Below are 18,738 nucleotides of genomic sequence, written 5' to 3'. Positions count from 1 at the left end.
GCACGAACTGCGACCGGAACGGATGCGGTGGCTGGGTCAGTCGACCAGCTCGTTCAGGAGCTCGACCGCGGCATCCCAGGCGCCCTGGGTGTCGGTCTCGCCACGGTCGAGGCCGCTGAGGGCCGGACCGAAGACGTTCTCCTGGATCACCGAGTCATCGGCGCCCTTGAACTGGGCGACGACGCCCTTGGCACGCTCGGCGAGGATGGCACCGGTGGGTGCGTCGTTGAAGAACGCGTTCGGAGTCGCCTCGGACGAGAGCGTCTCCTGCGCCTTGATCGTCGACGGGAAGTTGCCCGCGGCGGCGGACTGCTTGACCTGCTGCTCGGGCTGCGTCAGCCAGTTTGCGAGGTCGGCCGCGGCCTCCTTGTGCTGCGAGCTCTCGGGGATCGACAGGAACGCGCCGCCCCAGTTGGCTGCGCCGCCGGGGAAGACGTCGGCGAAGTCCCAGCCGGTGGAGGCGTCGCCGCCGCCGGCCTCGACCTGGCCCTGCACGACGCCGAGCATCCAGCCCGGGCAGACGAACGTGGCGAAGGTGCCGTCGACGAACGACTTGCCGCCGTTCCAGTCCCACGCGGTCTGTGCAGCGGACTGACCGCCTTCGGTCGCGGCCCCGAGCAGCTCGAAGCGCTCCTTCAGCTCGGCGTTGTCCTCGACGTTCAGCTCGCCGTCAGAGGTGTAGTACCCCTCGTCGAGCTGGTTGACCATGGCGTTCCAGACGAAGCCGGAGTGGTCGTACCAGGCCTTGCCGGTCTTGGCCGTGTACTCGGCGCCGACCGCGAAGTAGTTCTCCCAGTCGCCGTTCAGCAGCTCGGCGACGGACTCGCGGTCGCTGGGCAGGCCGGCCGCCTCGAAGGCGGCGCCGTTGTAGCAGATGCCGCTCGGGCCGATGTCGGTGCCGTAGCCGATCACGCGGCCCTCGGCGTCGGTCGCCTGTCCGTACTTCCAGTCGACCCAGTCGGACTTGCGGTCTTCGATGCCGTAGTCGCGCAGGTCGACGAAGGTGTCGGAGACGTCCATGATCGCGCCGAGCCACCCCTCCTCGATCGCGACGACGTCGCTGAGACCCGAGCCGGCTGCGATCTTCGTGAACGCGTCGGTGCGGGCGTTGCCGCCGGTGTCGATGTTGGTCGCCTCGATCGTGACGTTCGGGTTCGCCTTCTCGTACTCGTCGTAGAGGTCGTCGTATCCGAAGGTGCCGAAGGTGGTGACGGTCAGTGTGACCTTCTCGTCACCGGAAGCGCTGTCGCCGGCATCGGCGGAGGCGCAGCCGGCGAGGGCCAGGGCGGAGACGGATGCGACGGCTGCTGTCGTCAGGATCCGCTTGCGGGCACGTGTGTTCACAGTTCACTCCTTTGTGGTGGGTCGTGCAGTGGTGGTGCGGGTGGTGCTCGGGGTCGTGCGGGGGCTTTCCGTGATGGCTTCCCGTGAGGATTCCTGTGGGAGCGCTCCCATGCACTGTCCAGTGACTCTATGGGAGCGCTCCCACGGTGTCAAGCCCGAGCCTTTCGCGTAGCCTTGACCGGTGCCCGACACCGATCTCTCCCCCGCCCTCGTCCGCGCCGAATCCCTGATCCGCAGCATCCCCGACTATCCCGAGGCGGGGATCATCTTCCGCGACATCACCCCGCTGCTCGCCGACGCCGAGGCCCTGCAGGCGACCACCGACGCGATCATCGCGCCGTTCGCCGGACAGTTCGACGTCGTGGCGGGCATCGAGGCACGCGGCTTCATCCTCGCCGGAGCGGCCGCGATCGCCGCAGGCGTCGGCCTCATCCCGATCCGCAAGGCCGGCAAGCTGCCCCGCCCCGCGGCATCCGTCGACTACGCCCTCGAATACGGCACCGCGACGATCGAGATGCACGACGATCTGCCCGTCGGGTCCCGCGTGCTGCTCATCGACGACGTGCTCGCCACCGGGGGCACGCTCGCCGCCGGACGCGAACTGGTCGAGCGCCTGGGCAGCCACGTCGTCGGCATCTCCGTGCTGTTCGAGATCGACGGCCTCGGCGGCCGCGAGGCGATCGGCGACCTGCACACCGTCTTCCACGCCTGAGCCCCGTCACCCGGGAATCGGGCGAGTCCCGAGCCGGTAGACTGGACACGCCCGTCCGCCCGCGACTTCCGGAGCCGTTCATGCCCACCATCGTCGTCGACGTCATGCCCAAGCCCGAACTGCTCGACCCGCAGGGGAAGGCCGTGTCCGGCGCATTCTCCCGTCTGGGCGTCGAGGGCTTCTCCGATGTCCGCATCGGCAAGCGCTTCGAGCTCACCGTCGAAGGCGAGGTCACCGACGAGATCCTCGCCGAGGCCCGCCGCATCGCCGATGAGGTGCTCTCCAACTCCGTGATCGAGGACGTCGTCGGCATCGAGGTCGCCGAGTGACCACGCGCATCGGCGTCATCACCTTCCCGGGCTCGCTCGACGACCGCGACGCCCAGCGCGCCGTGCGCATCGCCGGCGCCGAGCCGGTCGCCCTCTGGCACGGTTCGCACGATCTCGAGGGCGTCGACGCCCTCGTGCTGCCCGGCGGCTTCAGCTACGGCGACTACCTGCGCGCCGGTGCGATCGCCGCGCTCTCGCCGATCATGGCGGAGGTCAAGGACGCCGCGGCCAAGGGCATGCCGATCCTCGGCATCTGCAACGGCTTCCAGATGCTGGTCGAGGCGCACCTGCTGCCCGGCGGGCTGATCCGCAACGACCACCAGCACTTCGTGCGGCGCGATCAGAAGCTGATCGTCGAGAACTCCGACACCGCGTGGACCAACCGCTTCCGCACGGGCCAGGAGATCACGATCCCGCTGAAGAACGCCGACGGCGGGTACATCGCCGACGAGGAGACGCTCGACCGTCTCGAGGGCGAGAACCTCGTGGCATTCCGCTATGCGGGCGTGAACCCGAACGGCTCCCTGCGCGACATCGCCGGACTCACCAACGAGGCGGGCAACGTCGTGGGGCTCATGCCGCACCCCGAGCACGCGACCGAGGCCGGCTTCGGCCCCGACACCTCGGCCGCCATGCGCTCGGGCATCGACGGCGTCGACTTCTTCACCAGCGCGATCGCCGCCGTCGCCCGCGTCGCCGCGTAAGCGGTAGGCGCCCGCAGCCGCGGCCAGTTCCGCACCGCGCGCACAGCCGGGGCCAGTTCCGCACCCGCGCGCACAGCCGGGGCCAGTTCTGCACCCCGCCCGCAGCCGGGGCCAGTTCTGCACCCGCGCGCACAGCCGGGGCCAGTTCTGCACCCGAATCGCCGGTTTCGGATGCGTTATTGGCCCCGCATCAGCGGAGGATGCGCTTTTGGCCCCGCACCGGGGCGATGACGCCGGCCCCAGCACCGAGGGGGTCGGTTCCGCACCCGCTCGCGCAGCCGGGGCCAGTTCCGATCCCGCTCGCGCAGCCGGGGCCAGTTCCGCATCCGCGCCCGCAGCCGGGGCCAGTTCCGCACCCGCGCCCGCAGCCGGGGCCAGTTCCGCACCCGAAACTGGCGATTCCGGTGCAATAGTGACCACGCACCGCGCCGGAGGTGCAATGGTGACCCCGCACCGCGCCGCCGGTGCAAAAGTGACCCCGCACCGCGCCCGACGTGGCGGCAGTGGTGACGGCGCGCGACGGGTCAGTCGACGGGCAGCGCGAAGGGATTGTCGCCCGCGGCGGCGAGCAGGTACCAGGCCGTCGCACCGGTGTGCAGGCTGGCGTAGTAGAGGTCGCCGAAGCCCGAGTCGAGGCCGTCGGTCGACGTCGCCACGATCCCCTTGCCGTCGCCGTTGGGCGCATCGCGCTGACCGAGGCGGATGCTGCTCAGCAGCGACTCCACGCGTTCGGCGTCACCGGGCGCATCGCGCAGCGTGAGAGCGAGCGCCAGGTGGCCGGATCCCTCGAACCACACCTTCGACACGTCGGCGTCGCTGATCGACGCGCCCTGATACTGCCCGTCCGTCGCGATGAGGTGGGTCAGCGTCCAGTCCAGCGAGGTGTCGTAGCGGGGGTCGCGCGTGGCGAGCGAGCTCCAGGTCTGCGCGTCGAGGGGAATGGGGCGGGTGTTGACCGTCGACCCGTCCAGCAGGGTGCCCGTGTCGACATGGCCGTCGGCGCTCTGCATCGCGGCCACGAAGGCCGACGCGACGCCCGCCCGATCCGCCCAGACGGAGTCGCCGGTGAGCTGTGCGAGCTGCGTGAAGAAGCCGGCGATATCGCTGTTGTGCTCGGTGGACTTCCACTCCAGCGACGAGCCGTTCTCGAGCTGACCGCCGGTGTAGCCGAAGGGCGCTCGCACCATGTCGGCGGTGTTGTTCTGGATCCATTCGGCGATCTGCACCGCCCCGGCGAGGTACGTCGAGTCGCCGGTCGCGTGGAAGAGACGCGCGAGCGCCATACCGGTCCAGGCCTGGTTGCCGGTGAACGTGCCGGGGCCGGTGATCTCGACCCTCCCCTGACGGATGCCGTGCGGCTCGTACGAGGTGCGCACTCGGCCGTCGCCGATCGGGTCGTTCGCCTGCACGAAGAGCAGGGTGTCGCCGATGGTCCGCGCCCGACGGATGTCGTCGGGGAGCCCGCGTGCCGTGTACGCGATCACGACGAGGGCGTCGTCGTAGACGAACGACGGGGTGAAGTCCCAGGTCGGCAGGTCGGTGAAGAAGCCTCCCTGATAGCTGCGGGGAAGGCAGTGCCCCGCGCCGTCGCAGAACTCGTCGACGCGCGCATCGAGGAACTCGTAGGCGAGGGCGACCGACAGAGTCGGATCCGGTGCGGCGGTCGGGTCGTCGGCGGGGGCATCACCGGAGGCCGCGGTGGTCACGCCCGCGACCATCGCGGCGGCGATGAGTGCGGCGGCGATCATCCATGGCGCTGAACGGCGCGATGAACCCGACATGAAGACCCCCTCGGTCTGAACCGCAGTCGGCGACCGCAGGCGACCAGGAGGTCACGTGCAAAATGCTGGCATACCAGGAAGTCTCGGCGGAAGTGGCGAAGGTCTAGTCTTTCGAGGCGCCCGGCGTGTCGCGCCCCGCGAGTAGCATGCGAGCCATGCCCATCACACTGGAGAACGTCGGCATCGCCGTGCGCGACCTCGAGGCGACGATCGCCTTCTTCACCGATCTCGGCCTCACCGTGCTCGGTCGGGACGAGGTCAGCGGCGAATGGGCCGACACCGCCGTCGGCCTCGACGGCAACCACGCGAAGATCGCCGTGCTGCAGACACCCGACGGCCACGGTCAGCTCGAGCTGTTCGAATACATCCATCCCGACGCGATCGAGACCGAGCCGACCCTGCCGAACGAGATCGGGATGCACCGGGTGGCGTTCTCCGTCGACGACATCGACGAGTCCCTGGCGATTGCTGCCCGGCACGGATATCACCCGCTGCGAGGAGTCGCGAACTACCAGGGCGTCTACCGGCTCACCTATCTGCGCGGCCCGAGCGGGATCCTCGTCATGTTCGCGCAGGACCTCACGACGGATGCCGCGGCGAGCTAGCCGAGAGCCGGCGGCCAGACGCCGATGATCACGGCCATGACCACGATCGTGACGATCTCGTGTGCGATGTTCATGGTGGTCAACGCCGTCGGGCGGCCCTCGAAGGCGTCGTGCGTGATGAACCGCGCGGCCGTGAACCCGGCCCACAGCAGCACGCCGGTGACGACGGCGGCCCAGAAGAACGATCCGTCGTAGAAGTGCCAGGCGATCGCGGATGCTCCGGCGAGCACCCACGCCGTCGCGAAGCTCACGATCACGGTGGTGATGATCGCCATCGTCGCGCTCGCCCCCGGACGGTCCATGTCGACGTTCGCGAGCTTCGACCAGCGGGTGCCGAACACCTTCGGCGCGTACCAGATCGAGCCGACGATCATGCTCGAGGCGGTCGCGAGCAGAACGGCCCAGTAGTTGATCTCGGGAACCATGACAGCCTCCTGTGGTCGGATGCCCGAAGCATACTCCCGGGCCTGCAAGCGGCTGCGGACCGGCGCAGAATATCGGCTCACCGAATCGATTCGATGCTCGCTCTGGCAATCATGTAAGCGTTTGCACTAATCTGTTGCCATGGCACAGCTTGAGCAGATCGCAGCCCCCGGTTCCGAGTGGTGGCGCAGCGCGGTCATCTACCAGATCTACCCCCGTTCGTTCGCCGACGCCTCGGGCGACGGCATCGGCGACCTGCCCGGCATCACCAGCCGGCTCGACTCGCTGAAGGAGCTCGGCGTCGACGCGATCTGGCTGAGCCCGTTCATGACGAGCCCGCAGCGGGACGCCGGCTACGACGTCGCCGACTACCGCGACGTCGACCCGCTGTTCGGCACCCTCGACGACTTCGACACGATGCTGAACGAGGCGCATGCCCGCGGCATCCGCGTCGTCGTCGACCTGGTCCCCAACCACTCGTCGGCGCAGCACGCCTGGTTCCAGGAGGCCCTCAAGGCTGCTCCCGGCAGCCCCGAGCGCGCGCGGTACATCTTCCGCGACGGCAAGGGCAAGAACGGCGAGCTGCCCCCGAACAACTGGGAGTCCGTCTTCGGCGGCGGCATGTGGGAGCGCGTGACCGAGGCCGACGGCACGCCGGGCCAGTGGTACCTGCACATCTTCGACCCGACGCAGCCCGACTTCGACTGGAACAACGAAGAGGTGCGCGAGGAGTTCCGCTCGATCCTGCGCTTCTGGCTCGACCGCGGCGTCGACGGCTTCCGGGTCGACGTGGCCCACGGCATGATCAAGGCCGACGGCCTGCCCGACTACACGCCCCCGGCAGACGCCGACTCGATGGGCGGCGGCGAGGCGAACGTGCCGTACTGGGGCCAGGACGGCGTGCACGACATCTACCGCGACTGGCACAAGGTGCTGGCCGAGTACGACGGCGACCGCGCGCTGTGCGGTGAGGCCTGGATGCCGACGCTCAAGCAGACCGCCCTGTGGGTGCGCCCCGACGAGATGCACCAGACCTTCAACTTCCCCTACCTCATGACCGAGTGGGACGCGAAGGCTCTGGGGTCTGTCATCCGCGAATCCCTCGACGCGTTCGGCGAGGTCGGCGCACCCAGCACCTGGGTGCTGTCGAACCACGACGTCGTGCGCCACGCGTCGCGACTCGCGCTCACGGCCGAGAACCCGCAGGGCGAGGGCATCGGCCCGAACACCCCGCACAAGCCCGACACCGCCATCGGACTCGCGCGCGCTCGCGCGGCGACGACCGTGATGCTCGCGCTTCCGGGTTCGGCATACCTCTACCAGGGCGAGGAGCTGGGCCTGCCCGAGGCGATGGAGATCCCCGACGCCTTCCGTCAGGACCCGACGTGGTTCCGCACCAACGGCGAGCGCTACGGTCGCGACGGATGCCGTGTGCCGCTGCCGTGGGAGGCGGATGCTCCGGCGTTCGGCTTCAACGAGACCGGTGCGTCGTGGCTGCCCCAGCCCGCCGACTGGGCGTCGTACTCGCGCGACGTCGAAGAGGTCGACCCCGCCTCGACGCTGGCGCTCTACAAGCGCCTGCTCGCCGGACGGCGTGAGCACGGCTTCGGCAGCGGATCGCTCGTCTGGGAAGACGCCGGCGCAGATGCGGTGGCGTTCCGCCGCGGCGACGTGCACGTGCTCGCGAACCTCGGCACCGCGCCGCTGCCGCTGCCGACCGACGCGTTCGTGATCCTGCAGAGCCAGCCGTTCGACGGTGGCGCCGTGCCGGTCGACACCGCGGTCTGGTACACCACGGCGTAAGCCGCACGACGTTCCGGTCGCAGTTCGCGCCGCCCCCGGCTCCGCCCGACGGCACGAACTGCGACCGGAACGGCTCAGAGAGGATCCCCCATGGCGAGCATCGATGAGGTCGCCCGGCTCGCCGGCGTCTCGACCGCGACGGTCTCGCGCGCGCTGAGCGGCCGAGGCCATGTGTCGGAGTCGGCCCGCCTGCGCGTGCAGGAGGCGGCATCGGCGCTCGGCTACGTCGTGTCCTCCCGCGCGTCGAGCCTGGCATCGGGCCGCACCCGCAACATCGGGGTCGTGGTGCCCTTCCTCGACCGATGGTTCTTCAGCACCGTGCTGTCGGGGGTATCGTCCGCGCTGATGCGCGAGGGCTACGACATCACCCTCTACAACATCACCGCCGACAAGGACGTGCGCCGCCACGTGTTCGACACCTTCCTGCGGCGGCAGCGAGTGGATGCGGTGATCGCGGTGTCGATCGAGCTCGACGACGACGAGACGCAGTACCTGCTCGACCTCGGCCTGCCGGTGATCGCGATCGGCGGGCCGAACCCCAAGCTCGACACCCTCACCGTCGACGACGTCGCCGTGGCCCAGCTGGCGACCGAGCACCTGATCGGTCTCGGACACCGCGACATCGCCCACATCGGCGCGAACCCCGAGTTCGACATCGACTTCCACATCCCGACGAATCGTCGCCTGGGCTTCGAGAAGGCACTGGCGAAGGCCGGCATCCCTCTGAATCCGGCCTTCCTCGAGCCCGCCGACTTCACGGTCGAGGGCGGATACCGCGCGGCGAAGCAGCTGCTCGGACGCCCCGGCCCGCGACCCACCGCCGTGTTCGCGGCATCCGACGAGATGGCGATCGGGGCGATCCTCGCCGCCCGCGACCTCGGATTCGCCGTGCCGGACGACCTCTCGATCGTCGGCATCGACGGTCACGAGCTCGGCGAGTTCTTCCGACTCAGCACCGTCGACCAGTTCCCCCTCGGGCAGGGCGAGCGTGCGGCGGATGCCGTGCTCGCGAAGCTCGCCGACGGCGAAGCCGCGGGAATACCGGCCGAGCTCCCCTACGAGCTGAACGTCCGAGGCACGACCGCGCGCCTGGTCGGCTAGCCCCACGCGGGCGAGCATCCTGCCCCGCGCGACGACCCGGACGCTACGCTGACGCGGGTGACGAACATTCGCGACATGGTGCTGATCCCCGGCGGAACCTTCCGGATGGGGTCCGGGGACTTCTACCCCGACGAGCGCCCGGTGCACGAGCGCGAGGTCGCCTCGTTCGAGATCGACCGCTACCAGGTGACCAACGCGCAGTACGCGGAATTCGTCGATGCCACGGGATATATCACCGTGGCCGAGCGGCCTCTCGACCCGGCTGCCTTTCCGGATGCGGATCCGAAAGACCTCGTGCCCGGTTCCACGGTCTTCACGCCGACCGCCGGCCCGACCGACCTGCGCAACTGGCGCAAGCTGCGGTTCCCGAAGCTCTTCAATCTGCGCACCGATCCGTTCGAGCGCGCCGACATCACCTCGAACACCTACTGGGACTGGGTGCTCGACCACATCTTCCTGTTCATCCCGGCCCAGGCGTATGTGGCGAACATGCTGCACACCCTTGCCGAGTTCCCCGCTCGCCAGGAATCGGCATCGTTCACGATCACCCAGGTGATGGCGAAGCTGCAGTCGACGGTCGGCAGCTCCTGACCGTCGCCCTCAGGCGTCGAGCAGCGATCGGCGGGCGAGAGCGTTGCGCCTCGCGAGCATCAGCCCGCCGATCACCGCGGCGATCAGGGAGCCGAGGAGCACGCCGATCTTGACGTGCTCGTCGGCGACCGAACTCGACCCGTAGGCCAGCTCTCCGACGAGCAGCGAGACGGTGAATCCGATTCCCGCGAGGAATGCCATGCCGGCGAGGTCGGGCCAGCGCAGCGACTCGTCGAGACGCAGAGCGGGCACCCGGCTGAGCAGGAACGTGGTCGCGAGGATCCCGATCGGCTTGCCCAGGACGAGGCCGACGATGATGCCGATCGCGATCGGATCGGTCAGCGCCGACGCGAGCCCCGCGAGTCCGCCGATCGTGACGCCCGCCGCGAAGAAGGCGAACACGGGCACGGCGAACAGCGTCGCCACGACACCCCACCGGTCGGCGAAGTGCGGGGCGAGGCCGTCGTAGAGGGGCTCGCCGTCGGCATCCGTCCCCCGCGGCACCCGAGCGCGCTCGGTCGGGATGACAGGAACGACGAAACCGAGGAGGACTCCGGCGACGGTCGCGTGGATGCCGGCGGCATGGATGCAGACCCACACGGCGATCGCGAGAGGCATCAGGATCCACCACGCCCGCACGCCCTTCTGCACGAGCAGCGCGAATCCTGCGAGGGGCAGCAGCGCGAGAGTCAGCCAGGGGAAGCTGATCGAGTCGGTGTAGAAGGTCGCGATGATCGTGATGGCGATCAGGTCGTCGATGATCGCGAGTGTGAGCAGGAAGACACGGAGCGCCGGTGGGAGGAACTTCCCGACCACGGCGATCACGGCGACCGCGAACGCGATGTCCGTGGCGGTCGGGATGGCCCAGCCGCGCAGGGCGTCGCCGTCGCCCGCGTTGATCAGGGCGAAGATGATCGCCGGCACGATCACCCCGCCGACGGCTGCGGCGATCGGCAGCGCCGCCTGACGCGGATCGCGCAGTCGGCCGGTGACGAACTCCTCCTTCAGCTCGAGACCCACGACGAAGAAGAAGATCGCGAGCAGGCCGTCCGCGGCCCAGGCCCCGATGCTCAGATCGAGATGCAGCTCGGGGATGCCGAACGTGAAGTCGCGCACCGACTCGTACCACGACACGGCGGGGGTGTTGGCGAGGATCAGCGCGGCGACGGTGGCGGCGAGCAACAGCGAACCCCCGAGCACCTCGCTGCGGGCGTTGGAGCGGATGCCTCGCCACAGCTCATGGGGAGCCAGGCGGAGACGGGGACGGGTGCGGACAGGAGAAGCAGACATGACGAGACCTCACGCGAGAGAAGGGGTGAACGACGCGGAAGACCGCACCCCACAGAGGCGCGGTCTAGTCGCGTGGCGGCGGGCAGCCCGCGATCTCGCCGTGCGAGAGAGTGCCCCAGACGCTGGTCCACCCGTTCGTGCCCGGGTGGAGCACGACGCGCATCCATTCCTTCATCGGAGTCGCCGAGCGCAGCTCATGCGGAGCGCGCGCCAAACCGGCGATCGAGAGGAGGGCCATGGAATCAGCCTATCGGGATGACCGCACGCCGACCTGAGGAGCGCAGCAGGATCAGACGGCTCGCAGCGCGTCGCCGGCGGCGTCGAGAGCGCCCTCGGCGAGGGAGAAGTACGCCCACTTGCCGCGCTGCTCACGCGTGACGAGTCCGGCGTCCGCCAGCAGCTTCATGTGATGCGAGACCGTGCCCTGCGACAGACCGACCGGATCGGTGAGGTCGCAGATGCAGGCTTCGCCACCCGCGGCCGACGAGATCAGCGAGAGCAGGCGGATGCGCGTCGGGTCGCCGAGCGCCTTGAACAGGCGGGCGATCCGTTCAGCCTCGGCGAGCGGAAGAGCGGATGCCGCGCGCGGCGTGCAGCAGCCCGTCTGCTCGATCGTCACCGGAAGCGTCATACGCTCATCCTCTCACGTATTGACAATCTTCGATACGTGGGCGACGCTTCTCATATTGAAGTGTTTCGATCTGAGGAGATGTCGTGTCCGAGCTTCCCATCGTCGTCATCGGCGCGGGGCCGCAGGGTCTCGCCGCGGCGGCGCATCTCGTCGAACGCCGCGAAGACGTCGTCGTCCTCGAACGCGGGCGCGGCCCTGCCGCCGCGGTCTCCGAATGGGGCCACGTGCGCCTGTTCTCGGCGTGGCCCGAGCTGACGGATGCCGCCGCGCGTCACCTGCTCGAGCCGACCGGGTGGACCGCACCGACCGCGGGCTGTCCGACCGGGGCGGAATGGGTGAGCGACTACCTGGCGCCTCTCGCGGGCGCACTCGGTGAGCGGATCCGGTACGGCACCGCCGTCACAGGCGTCGCTCGCCAGGGTCGCGACAAGGTCGTCGAGTCCGGACGCAGGAACCAGCCGTTCGTCGTGCACACCCTCGACACGGACGGCACCGAGTCGCGGATCCTCGCCCGGGCGGTCATCGACGCGAGCGGCACCTGGGGTCTCCCCCACCCTGCGGGCGCAGACGGCTTCCCCGCCGTGGGCGAGGCCGCGGCATCCGATCTGATCTCCTACCGCATCCCCGACGACGTGTCCGGGCTCGCCGGCTCGCATGTGGTCGTCGTCGGAGCGGGACACTCCGCCACGCACGCCGTGCTGCGCCTGAGCGAACTGGCCCGCCGGTCGCCGGGGACCCGCGTCACCTGGCTGCTCCGCCGAGGGAGCGCCGCGAACGTTCTCGGGGGCGGCGCCGGAGATCAGCTGCCCGAACGCGCAGCGCTCGGCTCTCGGGTGTCGAAGGTGGTCCATGACGGTGTCGTCGAGGTGGTGACAGGATTCCGAGTCGCCGAGTTCCGGCGGGACGGGAGGGGCCTGGTGATCGTCGCCGAAGACGGACGCGAGATGGCAGAGATCGCGCACGTGTTCGCGCTCACCGGATTCCGGCCGGACACCGGCATCCTGCGCGAACTCCGAATCGATCTCGACCCCGCTCTCGATGCGGTCGCCGGCATCGCCTCCGAGATCGACCCCAACATCCACTCCTGCGGTTCGGTGGGCGCGACCGGTGCCCGACAGCTCACGCAGCCGGAGGAGGGCCTCTTCATCGTCGGCGCGAAGTCCTACGGTCGAGCTCCGACCTTCCTCGCCCTCACCGGTTACGAGCAGGTGCGCAGCGTCGCGGCCCACCTCGCCGGCGATCACGAGGGCGCGGCCCGCAACGAACTCACCCTGCCCGCGACCGGGGTATGCGGGGGGTCCGGTGACTTCGATGACAACGCGGGCAGCTGCTGCGCGGCTCCGGCGGTGCTGCAGATCGGCAGGACACCGTTGACGACCCTCGACCCCGCACGCTCGCCTACCCTGGAGACATCATGACCACCACCAAGCCCTCCGTCCTCTTCGTGTGCGTGCACAACGCCGGACGCTCGCAGATGGCCGCAGGTTTTCTGCGAGAGGTCGCCGGGGACCGCATCGAGGTGCGCTCCGCCGGATCCATGCCCGCCGACCAGATCAACCCGATCGCGGTCGAGGCCATGAGCGAACTCGGCATCGACATCACCGCCGAGCAGCCCAAGGTGCTCACGACCGAGGCCGTGCAGGCTTCTGATGTCGTGATCACGATGGGATGCGGCGACGCCTGCCCGTTCTTCCCCGGCAAGCGCTACGAGGACTGGGAGCTCGACGACCCGGCCGGGCAGGGCATCGACTCCGTACGCCCGATCCGCGACGACATCCGCCGTCGCATCGAGGCGCTCGCGGGCGAACTGCTCGCCTGACGCTCGCTCAATCGGGAGGAGATCTGCGATCCGGAGGGCGGATGCCGCGGCATCCTCCTCCGGATCGCGGATCTCCTCCCGATGCGGCGCGTTGGCCGCAATGCGGCGGGCTGGCGGCAATGCGGCGCGAATCTCCTCCCGACGCGCTGGCGCCGGGAGGAGATCCGTGAGATTCAGCGGGCGACGATGAGGCCCGCGGCCTTCTCCTGCACGGCCTGGAACCGGCGCTGCACGTCGGACCAGTTGACGAGCTCCCAGAACGCCTTGACGTAGTCGGCGCGCACGTTGAGGTAGTCGAGGTAGTAGGCGTGCTCCCAGACGTCGAGCTGCAGCAGCGGCGTGACGCCGAGCGGGGCATTGCCCTGCTGGTCGAACAGCTGGAAGATGACCGGACGCGCACCGACGCTGTCCCACGCGAGCACAGCCCAGCCCGAACCCTGCACACCGAGCGCGGTGGCGGTGAAGTGGGCGCGGAAGGCGTCGATCGAACCGAACGCGTCGGTCAGCGCGGCCTCCAGCTCGCCCTCGGGGTTGCCGCCGCCGTCGGGCGACAGGTTCTCCCAGAACACCGAGTGGTTGATGTGACCGCCGAGGTTGAACGCGAGGTCCTTCTCGAGCTTGTTCACGGCGGCGAAGTCGCCGGACTCGCGGGCCGCGCCGAGCTGCTCGAGCGCCGTGTTGGCACCGGTGACGTAGGCCTGGTGGTGCTTCGAGTGGTGCAGCTCCATGATCTTGCCGGAGATGTGCGGGGCGAGCGCCGAGTAGTCGTACGGTAGCTCGGGAAGGGTGTACGGAGTGGGCATGCTGTTCCTTTCAGTCGTTCTGATCGGTGGGGAGTGAGTGGAATCGGCGGTCGAGGTAGACGAGCGGTCGGCCCGCCCGCCCGAGCAGCACCTCGTCGATCTCGGCGACCACGACGGTCGATGAGCCGACCGCGACCGTCGACATCGTGTGACCGCGCATCGCGGCGCGCGCCTCGGCGAGGTACGGCTCACCGGTCGGAAGGGTGCCCCACCCCTGCTCGGGGGTGAAGCGGTCGGCGCCGCTCACCGCGAAGCTCTGCGCCAGGGCCGAGTGCTCGTCGTCGATCAGGTGCACGACGAACGACTCGGCGTTGAGGATCGAGCCCGCGCTGCCGGTGGCCCTGGTGACCGAGAACACGATCGCCGCGGGGTCGACCGCGACGGATGCGACGCTCGACGCCGTGAGACCGACGGGACCGGCAGGGGTCATCGCCGTGATGATCGCGACCCCTGCCGGATGCGCGCGGAACGCGGCCTTGAGCCCTTCACCGACCTCGGACGGAACCGGCGCGGCGGGGTGCTGCTGACTGCTCATTCGGGTGCCTCCTGGGGCGGAAGTGCGGCGATGATCGGGTGGTCGCGCTCGATGATGCCGAGCTTCGCGGCGCCACCGGGCGACCCGAGCTCATCGAAGAACTCCACGTTGGCCTTGTAGTAGTCCTGCCACTCGTCGGGCAGGTCGTCTTCGTAGTAGATCGCCTCGACCGGGCAGACGGGTTCGCACGCGCCGCAGTCGACGCATTCGTCGGGGTGGATGTACAGCGAGCGTTCGCCCTCATAGATGCAGTCAACAGGGCATTCGTCGATGCACGCACGGTCCTTGACATCGACGCAGGGCAGGGCGATCACGTAGGTCATCGGGTGGCGGTCTCCGTTCGGGTCACGGTTGCCACCGTATGACCTCAAGTACACTTGAGGTCAAATCGAGGAGGCCGCGATGAGCACCGATCCGGACCGGATTGCGCACGGACCCGACGAGCCGCTGACGATCGGCGAGATGAGCAGGCGCACCGGCGTCGCCCCGTCCGCCCTGCATTTCTACGAGAGCCTCGGTCTCATCGCGTCGACGCGCACCGCCGGCAATCAGCGCCGCTACGCCCGACACATGCTGCGCCGGGTCTCGCTCATCACCGTGGCGAAGCGCCTCGGCATCCCGCTGTCGGATGTGCAGGACGCGTTCGCCGACGTCCCGCTCACGCAGACCCCGAGTCACGCCGACTGGCAGCGGGCGTCACGGCGCTGGAAGCGCGAACTCGAGAAGCGCCGCGAGGGCATCGAGCGACTCGAACGAGAGCTGACGGGATGCATCGGCTGCGGATGCCTGTCGATGAAGGCGTGCGGTCTGCTCAACCCCGACGATGCCCTGGGAAGTCAGGGCGCGGGGCCGCAGCGCCTCCGCGACGAGGACGCCTGAGCGCCCTCGTCGCAGACTCATGCCACGGTGAACGCAGCACTCCGCAGGGCTTCTTCGCGTGAGCTCGGACCGACCAGCAGTTCGAACGCGCCGGATTCGACGCGACGGTTGCCGGCCGCATCCACGATCGAGCACTCGGCGACCGGCACCTCGAGCCGCACGCGCGCCGACTCTCCGGGCGCGACGTCGACCTGGCGGTAGGTCTTGAGCTCCTTGTCGGCCCAGCTCACGCTCGTGACGGAGTCGCGGACGTAGACCTGAACCGTCTCGCGCACCGGGCGCGAACCGGTGTTCGTCACCGTCACCTCGGCGACGATCGTGTCGGCGAGACCGAGCCGGTCGGTGTCGAGCGAGAGCTCGCCGTACGAGACCGTCGAGTACGACAGCCCCTCGCCGAACGCCCACGCGGGAGACTGCGTGAGGTCCGCGTAGCGGTCGCCGTGCTGGCCGCGGATCTGGTTGTAGTACGTCGGCTGCTGCCCGACGTGGCGCGCGAACGAGATCGGCAGGCGCCCCGACGGCTCGACCGCACCAGAGATGATCTCGGCGAGCGCGCGGCCGCCCTGCATGCCGGGGTTCGCCGCCCAGATCACGGCGGCGGCCTTCGATGCGGATGCCGGCAGCACGAGCGGCTTCGAGGCCAGGAGCACCACGACGACGGGCTTCCCCGTCGCGATGAGCGCGTCGAGCAGCGCGTTCTGTCCGCCGATCAGCTCGAGCGTCGCCGTCGAGCGGCCCTCGCCCACGAGCTCGATACGGTCGCCGACGACGGCGACCACGACATCGGACGCCTCGGCCGCAGCGACGGCCTCGGCGATCATCGTGTCGTCGGGTGCGCTCGGGACGACGACCGAGGGCCGGGGCTGCCCGTCGGGGAACTTCGTGCCCCGCGGATCGTCGTCGAGCGTGAGGATCTCGGCGCCGCGCGTGTGCGTCACCGACCATCCGTCGGTACCGGCGAGACCGTCGAGCACGGTGGTGATCATCTCGCGCGGCTGTCCGTCGAGCCATCCGGCCTGACCCGATCCGCCGGCCCAGTCGCCGAGCTGCGTCTGGGCGTCGTCGGCGAGGGGCCCGACGACCGCGACCGTCAGCGGCGCCGACGCGTCGAGCGGCAGCACGCCGTCGTTCTCGAGCAGCACGATCGAACGGCGGGCCGTCTCGAGGTTGAGCTCGGCGTGGGCGGCGCTGCCGACCACGGCATCCAGGTCCGCCTGCGGAAGTCGCGGGTCTTCGAACAGCCCCAGCTCGAACTTGAGCGTGAGGATGCGCGCCACGGCGTCATCGAAGGCGTCCTCCGCGAGCAGGCCGTTCGACACCGCCTCGAGAGCTCCGGCGAAGAAGCCCGGAGTGTTCATCACCATGTCGTTGCCCGCGCTCACCGCCGCGGCCGAGGCGTGCGCGTAGTCGGGCTGCACATGCTGCTCCCAGACCATGCGTCCGACGTTGTCCCAGTCGGTGATGAGCGTGCCGGTGTAACCCCACTCGCCGCGCAGCACATCGCTGAGCAGCCAGTCGTTCACCGTGATCGGCACCCCGTCGGTGGTCTGGTAGCCGAGCATGAACGTGCGGCATCCTTCACGGGCCACCCGCTCGAACGGCGGCAGGAACCACGACCGCAGCTTGCGCCGCGAGATGTCGGCCTCGCTGGCGTCGCGCCCGCCCTGCGTCTCGGAGTAGCCGGCGAAGTGCTTCGCCGTCGCGAGGATCGCGGTGGGGTCGTCGAGGCCCTCGCCCTGGTATCCGCGCACCATGGCGGAGGCGAGCTCGCCGATGAGGAACGGGTCTTCGCCGAACGTCTCGTCGATGCGGCCCCAGCGCAGGTCGCGTGCGATGCAGAGCACCGGGGAGAAGGTCCAGTGGATGCCGGTCGCCGCGACCTCGACCGCGGTGGCCCTCGCCACCTTCTCGACCAGCTCGGCGTCCCACGTGGCGGCCATGCCGAGCTGCGTCGGATAGATCGTCGCTCCCGGCCAGAAGGAGTGGCCGTGGATGCAGTCCTCGGCGACGAGCAGCGGGATGCGCAGTCGCGTCTGGGCGGTCAGCTCGTTCGCCCGGATGATGCGCTCCGGCGAGGTGTGCAGGATCGAGCCGACGTGCTTGCCCAGCACGTGATCGTCGAGGTCGTCGCGAGCGTCGAGCTGCAGCATCTGCCCGATCTTCTCCTCGACCGTCATGCGGTCGAGGAGGTCGGCGACGCGCGCGGCGATCGGCAGTTCTGGGTCGAGGTAGGGCAGGGATTCGGTCAGGGTCTGAGAGGTCATCACTCGGCGTTCTGTGTCTTCTTGTCGGTCTTCGTATGGGTCGTCGTCGCTGTCGCCGCGCTCTGCACGGTACCCGAGTCGGTCGTCGGCGCGCTGCGCACCGCCGTCACCGGATCGTTCACGTCGAGCCCCTTCTTCTTCATCGCGCGGGCACGCTCACCGGCCGACCGCAGCCTCGGGTTGACGTACTCGTCGATGCCGAAGTTGATGAGCGACAGGGCGACGCCGATGATCGCGATGCAGAGTCCTGCGGGCACGTACCACCACCACAGCCTCGGGAAGGCGCCGTTCTGCTGCGCCCAGAACAGGATGGTGCCCCAGTTGAGGTTGCTCACCGGGATCACCCCGATGAAGGCGAGGGTCGTCAGACCGAGGATGGCGGCGGTGACGGTGCCGACGAAGCTCGACGCGATCAGCGCCATGAGGTTCGGCAGCATCTCGACGGTGATGATGCGGTGCAGCGGTTCGCCGTTGGCGCGCGCCGCCTGGATGAAGTCGCGGTTGCGCAGTGACATGGTCTGCGCGCGCAGCACGCGCGCGCCCCATGCCCAGCCCGTGAGGCCCAGCACTGCGGCGATCACGATCAGCGGCGGGTTCTCGAACTGCGACGCCACGATGATGATCAGCGGGATGCCGGGGATCACCAGGAACACGTTCGTGAGCGCCGACAGCGACTCGCTCTTCCACCCGCGCACGTATCCGGCGATGACGCCGATCGTGATCGCGATGACGGTGGCGATGATCGCCGACAGGAATCCGACCACGACGACACCGCGCGTGCCGAAGATGAGCTGGCTGAGCACGTCTTCGCCCATGTGGGTGGTGCCGAGCCAGTGGTCGAACGAGGGCGGCTGACGCAGCGCGGTGCGGTCCTTCTGCGTGGCCCCGTAGGGCGCGAGAAGCGGGGCGAAGATCGCGATCAGCACGAACACCCCGAGGATGATCAGGCCGGCGATCGACTTGGGGTTGCGGAACATCGCGAACGATTGTGCGAGCTGCGACCAGAACGTCTTGCGGCTCGGCTGGTCGCCGCGGGCCGTGCGGAACGTGGCAGTCTCCGGCATCCCGGTGGGGATCGTGGTGCCGTCGGGCGCGGTCGTGTCGGTCGAGGTGGGAACGCTCAT

At 69.3% G+C, this 18,738-nt stretch carries 20 protein-coding genes and 1 pseudogene; 10 read left to right on the top strand and 11 right to left on the bottom strand.

Annotated features, from left to right (window positions below):
• Positions 1–36 precede the first annotated feature (36 nt).
• Positions 37–1,344 (bottom strand): ABC transporter substrate-binding protein, encoded by a 1,308-nt coding sequence (locus tag LQZ85_RS10170; RefSeq protein WP_053098588.1) that lies wholly within the window; start codon positions 1,342–1,344, stop codon positions 37–39.
• A gap of 181 nt (positions 1,345–1,525) precedes the next feature.
• Between LQZ85_RS10170 and LQZ85_RS10165 the strand changes: the two genes are divergently transcribed.
• From LQZ85_RS10165 to purQ, 3 genes are all read left to right on the top strand, one after another.
• Positions 1,526–2,056 (top strand): adenine phosphoribosyltransferase, encoded by a 531-nt coding sequence (locus LQZ85_RS10165; RefSeq protein WP_056276456.1) that lies wholly within the window; start codon positions 1,526–1,528, stop codon positions 2,054–2,056.
• Positions 2,057–2,136: 80 nt separating this feature from the next.
• The gene (gene purS / locus LQZ85_RS10160) at positions 2,137–2,385 is read left to right on the top strand and encodes a phosphoribosylformylglycinamidine synthase subunit PurS (protein ID WP_053098586.1); all 249 of its coding nucleotides are present in this window, start codon (positions 2,137–2,139) and stop codon (positions 2,383–2,385) included.
• Complete coding sequence (gene purQ, locus LQZ85_RS10155; protein ID WP_053098585.1) at positions 2,382–3,089, top strand: phosphoribosylformylglycinamidine synthase subunit PurQ; 708 nt, start codon at positions 2,382–2,384, stop codon at positions 3,087–3,089. Before purS ends, purQ begins: the two co-directional genes overlap by 4 nt.
• A 524-nt stretch (positions 3,090–3,613) precedes the next feature.
• Here the strand turns inward: purQ and LQZ85_RS10150 are convergent.
• On the bottom strand, positions 3,614–4,870 hold the full coding sequence (locus tag LQZ85_RS10150; protein ID WP_056276453.1) for a hypothetical protein: 1,257 nt from the start codon (positions 4,868–4,870) through the stop codon (positions 3,614–3,616).
• Positions 4,871–5,025: 155 nt separating this feature from the next.
• Between LQZ85_RS10150 and LQZ85_RS10145 the strand changes: the two genes are divergently transcribed.
• The gene (locus tag LQZ85_RS10145) at positions 5,026–5,475 is read left to right on the top strand and encodes a VOC family protein (protein WP_056277679.1); all 450 of its coding nucleotides are present in this window, start codon (positions 5,026–5,028) and stop codon (positions 5,473–5,475) included.
• Here LQZ85_RS10145 and LQZ85_RS10140 read toward each other — a convergent pair.
• Positions 5,472–5,900 carry a DUF1761 domain-containing protein gene (locus LQZ85_RS10140; RefSeq protein ID WP_053098583.1) on the bottom strand — a complete coding sequence of 143 codons (429 nt, stop codon included), beginning with the start codon at positions 5,898–5,900 and terminating at the stop codon, positions 5,472–5,474. The genes LQZ85_RS10145 and LQZ85_RS10140 overlap by 4 nt on opposite strands.
• Before the next feature lie 139 nt (positions 5,901–6,039).
• On the opposite strand from LQZ85_RS10140, the gene LQZ85_RS10135 reads away from it, so the two are divergent.
• The 3 genes and pseudogenes from LQZ85_RS10135 to LQZ85_RS10125 all read left to right on the top strand — a co-directional run.
• Positions 6,040–7,701, top strand: a complete 1,662-nt coding sequence (locus LQZ85_RS10135) for a glycoside hydrolase family 13 protein (RefSeq protein ID WP_056276450.1) — start codon at positions 6,040–6,042, stop codon at positions 7,699–7,701.
• A gap of 90 nt (positions 7,702–7,791) precedes the next feature.
• Positions 7,792–8,802 carry a LacI family DNA-binding transcriptional regulator gene (locus tag LQZ85_RS10130; protein WP_056276449.1) on the top strand — a complete coding sequence of 337 codons (1,011 nt, stop codon included), beginning with the start codon at positions 7,792–7,794 and terminating at the stop codon, positions 8,800–8,802.
• A gap of 75 nt (positions 8,803–8,877) precedes the next feature.
• Positions 8,878–9,156: pseudogene (locus tag LQZ85_RS10125) on the top strand (SUMF1/EgtB/PvdO family nonheme iron enzyme); the annotation flags it as partial.
• Between the two features lie 246 nt (positions 9,157–9,402).
• Here LQZ85_RS10125 and nhaA read toward each other — a convergent pair.
• The 3 genes from nhaA to LQZ85_RS10110 form a co-directional block, all read right to left on the bottom strand.
• Complete coding sequence (gene nhaA, locus LQZ85_RS10120) at positions 9,403–10,683, bottom strand: Na+/H+ antiporter NhaA (RefSeq protein WP_056276443.1); 1,281 nt, start codon at positions 10,681–10,683, stop codon at positions 9,403–9,405.
• A 64-nt stretch (positions 10,684–10,747) separates the two neighbouring features.
• Positions 10,748–10,921: a hypothetical protein gene (locus LQZ85_RS10115; protein WP_200955149.1), complete on the bottom strand. Its 174-nt coding sequence runs from the start codon at positions 10,919–10,921 to the stop codon at positions 10,748–10,750.
• 51 nt (positions 10,922–10,972) lie between these two features.
• Entirely contained in the window at positions 10,973–11,314 is a 342-nt protein-coding gene (locus tag LQZ85_RS10110; RefSeq protein ID WP_053098578.1) for a metalloregulator ArsR/SmtB family transcription factor, read from the bottom strand.
• Positions 11,315–11,397: 83 nt separating this feature from the next.
• Here LQZ85_RS10110 and LQZ85_RS10105 point away from each other — a divergent pair, with 83 nt between their 5' ends.
• On the top strand, positions 11,398–12,732 hold the full coding sequence (locus LQZ85_RS10105; RefSeq protein WP_056276440.1) for an NAD(P)-binding domain-containing protein: 1,335 nt from the start codon (positions 11,398–11,400) through the stop codon (positions 12,730–12,732).
• On the top strand, positions 12,729–13,133 hold the full coding sequence (locus tag LQZ85_RS10100; RefSeq protein ID WP_053098576.1) for an arsenate reductase ArsC: 405 nt from the start codon (positions 12,729–12,731) through the stop codon (positions 13,131–13,133). Before LQZ85_RS10105 ends, LQZ85_RS10100 begins: the two co-directional genes overlap by 4 nt.
• Positions 13,134–13,306: 173 nt before the next feature.
• Here LQZ85_RS10100 and LQZ85_RS10095 read toward each other — a convergent pair whose 3' ends face one another.
• The 3 genes from LQZ85_RS10095 to fdxA are packed head-to-tail and all read right to left on the bottom strand — an operon-like array spanning position 13,307 to position 14,794.
• Positions 13,307–13,936 (bottom strand): superoxide dismutase, encoded by a 630-nt coding sequence (locus LQZ85_RS10095; RefSeq protein WP_056276437.1) that lies wholly within the window; start codon positions 13,934–13,936, stop codon positions 13,307–13,309.
• Positions 13,937–13,946: 10 nt separating this feature from the next.
• A complete protein-coding gene (locus LQZ85_RS10090; RefSeq protein WP_053098574.1) occupies positions 13,947–14,471 on the bottom strand; it encodes a flavin reductase family protein in 525 nt (174 codons plus the stop codon).
• The gene (gene fdxA, locus LQZ85_RS10085) at positions 14,468–14,794 is read right to left on the bottom strand and encodes a ferredoxin (RefSeq protein ID WP_053098573.1); all 327 of its coding nucleotides are present in this window, start codon (positions 14,792–14,794) and stop codon (positions 14,468–14,470) included. The genes LQZ85_RS10090 and fdxA overlap by 4 nt, the downstream gene beginning before the upstream one ends.
• A 79-nt stretch (positions 14,795–14,873) precedes the next feature.
• Here fdxA and soxR point away from each other — a divergent pair, with 79 nt between their 5' ends.
• On the top strand, positions 14,874–15,350 hold the full coding sequence (gene soxR / locus LQZ85_RS10080; protein ID WP_053098572.1) for a redox-sensitive transcriptional activator SoxR: 477 nt from the start codon (positions 14,874–14,876) through the stop codon (positions 15,348–15,350).
• A 17-nt stretch (positions 15,351–15,367) separates the two neighbouring features.
• On the opposite strand, the gene LQZ85_RS10075 is transcribed toward soxR, so the two are convergent.
• Both LQZ85_RS10075 and LQZ85_RS10070 read right to left on the bottom strand, forming a co-directional pair.
• Positions 15,368–17,614: a glycoside hydrolase family 3 N-terminal domain-containing protein gene (locus tag LQZ85_RS10075; RefSeq protein WP_056276434.1), complete on the bottom strand. Its 2,247-nt coding sequence runs from the start codon at positions 17,612–17,614 to the stop codon at positions 15,368–15,370.
• A complete protein-coding gene (locus LQZ85_RS10070; RefSeq protein WP_230100863.1) occupies positions 17,614–18,738 on the bottom strand; it encodes an ABC transporter permease in 1,125 nt (374 codons plus the stop codon). The genes LQZ85_RS10075 and LQZ85_RS10070 overlap by 1 nt, the downstream gene beginning before the upstream one ends.

Source organism: Microbacterium sp. Bi98, assembly GCF_918698045.1.
Lineage (GTDB): Bacteria > Actinomycetota > Actinomycetes > Actinomycetales > Microbacteriaceae > Microbacterium.
This window is presented reverse-complemented; position numbering and strand designations above follow the sequence as displayed.

Bases quoted from the DNA above. Each gene is read 5' to 3' on its own strand.
- purS (WP_053098586.1), top strand. From the start codon at position 2,137: ATGCCCACCATCGTCGTCGACGTCATGCCCAAGCCCGAACTGCTCGAC.
- LQZ85_RS10150 (WP_056276453.1), bottom strand. From the start codon at position 4,870: ATGTCGGGTTCATCGCGCCGTTCAGCGCCATGGATGATCGCCGCCGCA.
- LQZ85_RS10145 (WP_056277679.1), top strand. From the start codon at position 5,026: ATGCCCATCACACTGGAGAACGTCGGCATCGCCGTGCGCGACCTCGAG.
- LQZ85_RS10140 (WP_053098583.1), bottom strand. From the start codon at position 5,900: ATGGTTCCCGAGATCAACTACTGGGCCGTTCTGCTCGCGACCGCCTCG.
- LQZ85_RS10135 (WP_056276450.1), top strand. From the start codon at position 6,040: ATGGCACAGCTTGAGCAGATCGCAGCCCCCGGTTCCGAGTGGTGGCGC.
- LQZ85_RS10130 (WP_056276449.1), top strand. From the start codon at position 7,792: ATGGCGAGCATCGATGAGGTCGCCCGGCTCGCCGGCGTCTCGACCGCG.
- nhaA (WP_056276443.1), bottom strand. From the start codon at position 10,683: ATGTCTGCTTCTCCTGTCCGCACCCGTCCCCGTCTCCGCCTGGCTCCC.
- LQZ85_RS10115 (WP_200955149.1), bottom strand. From the start codon at position 10,921: ATGGCCCTCCTCTCGATCGCCGGTTTGGCGCGCGCTCCGCATGAGCTG.
- LQZ85_RS10110 (WP_053098578.1), bottom strand. From the start codon at position 11,314: ATGACGCTTCCGGTGACGATCGAGCAGACGGGCTGCTGCACGCCGCGC.
- LQZ85_RS10100 (WP_053098576.1), top strand. From the start codon at position 12,729: ATGACCACCACCAAGCCCTCCGTCCTCTTCGTGTGCGTGCACAACGCC.
- LQZ85_RS10095 (WP_056276437.1), bottom strand. From the start codon at position 13,936: ATGCCCACTCCGTACACCCTTCCCGAGCTACCGTACGACTACTCGGCG.
- LQZ85_RS10090 (WP_053098574.1), bottom strand. From the start codon at position 14,471: ATGAGCAGTCAGCAGCACCCCGCCGCGCCGGTTCCGTCCGAGGTCGGT.
- fdxA (WP_053098573.1), bottom strand. From the start codon at position 14,794: ATGACCTACGTGATCGCCCTGCCCTGCGTCGATGTCAAGGACCGTGCG.
- soxR (WP_053098572.1), top strand. From the start codon at position 14,874: ATGAGCACCGATCCGGACCGGATTGCGCACGGACCCGACGAGCCGCTG.
- LQZ85_RS10075 (WP_056276434.1), bottom strand. From the start codon at position 17,614: ATGACCTCTCAGACCCTGACCGAATCCCTGCCCTACCTCGACCCAGAA.
- LQZ85_RS10070 (WP_230100863.1), bottom strand. From the start codon at position 18,738: ATGAGCGTTCCCACCTCGACCGACACGACCGCGCCCGACGGCACCACG.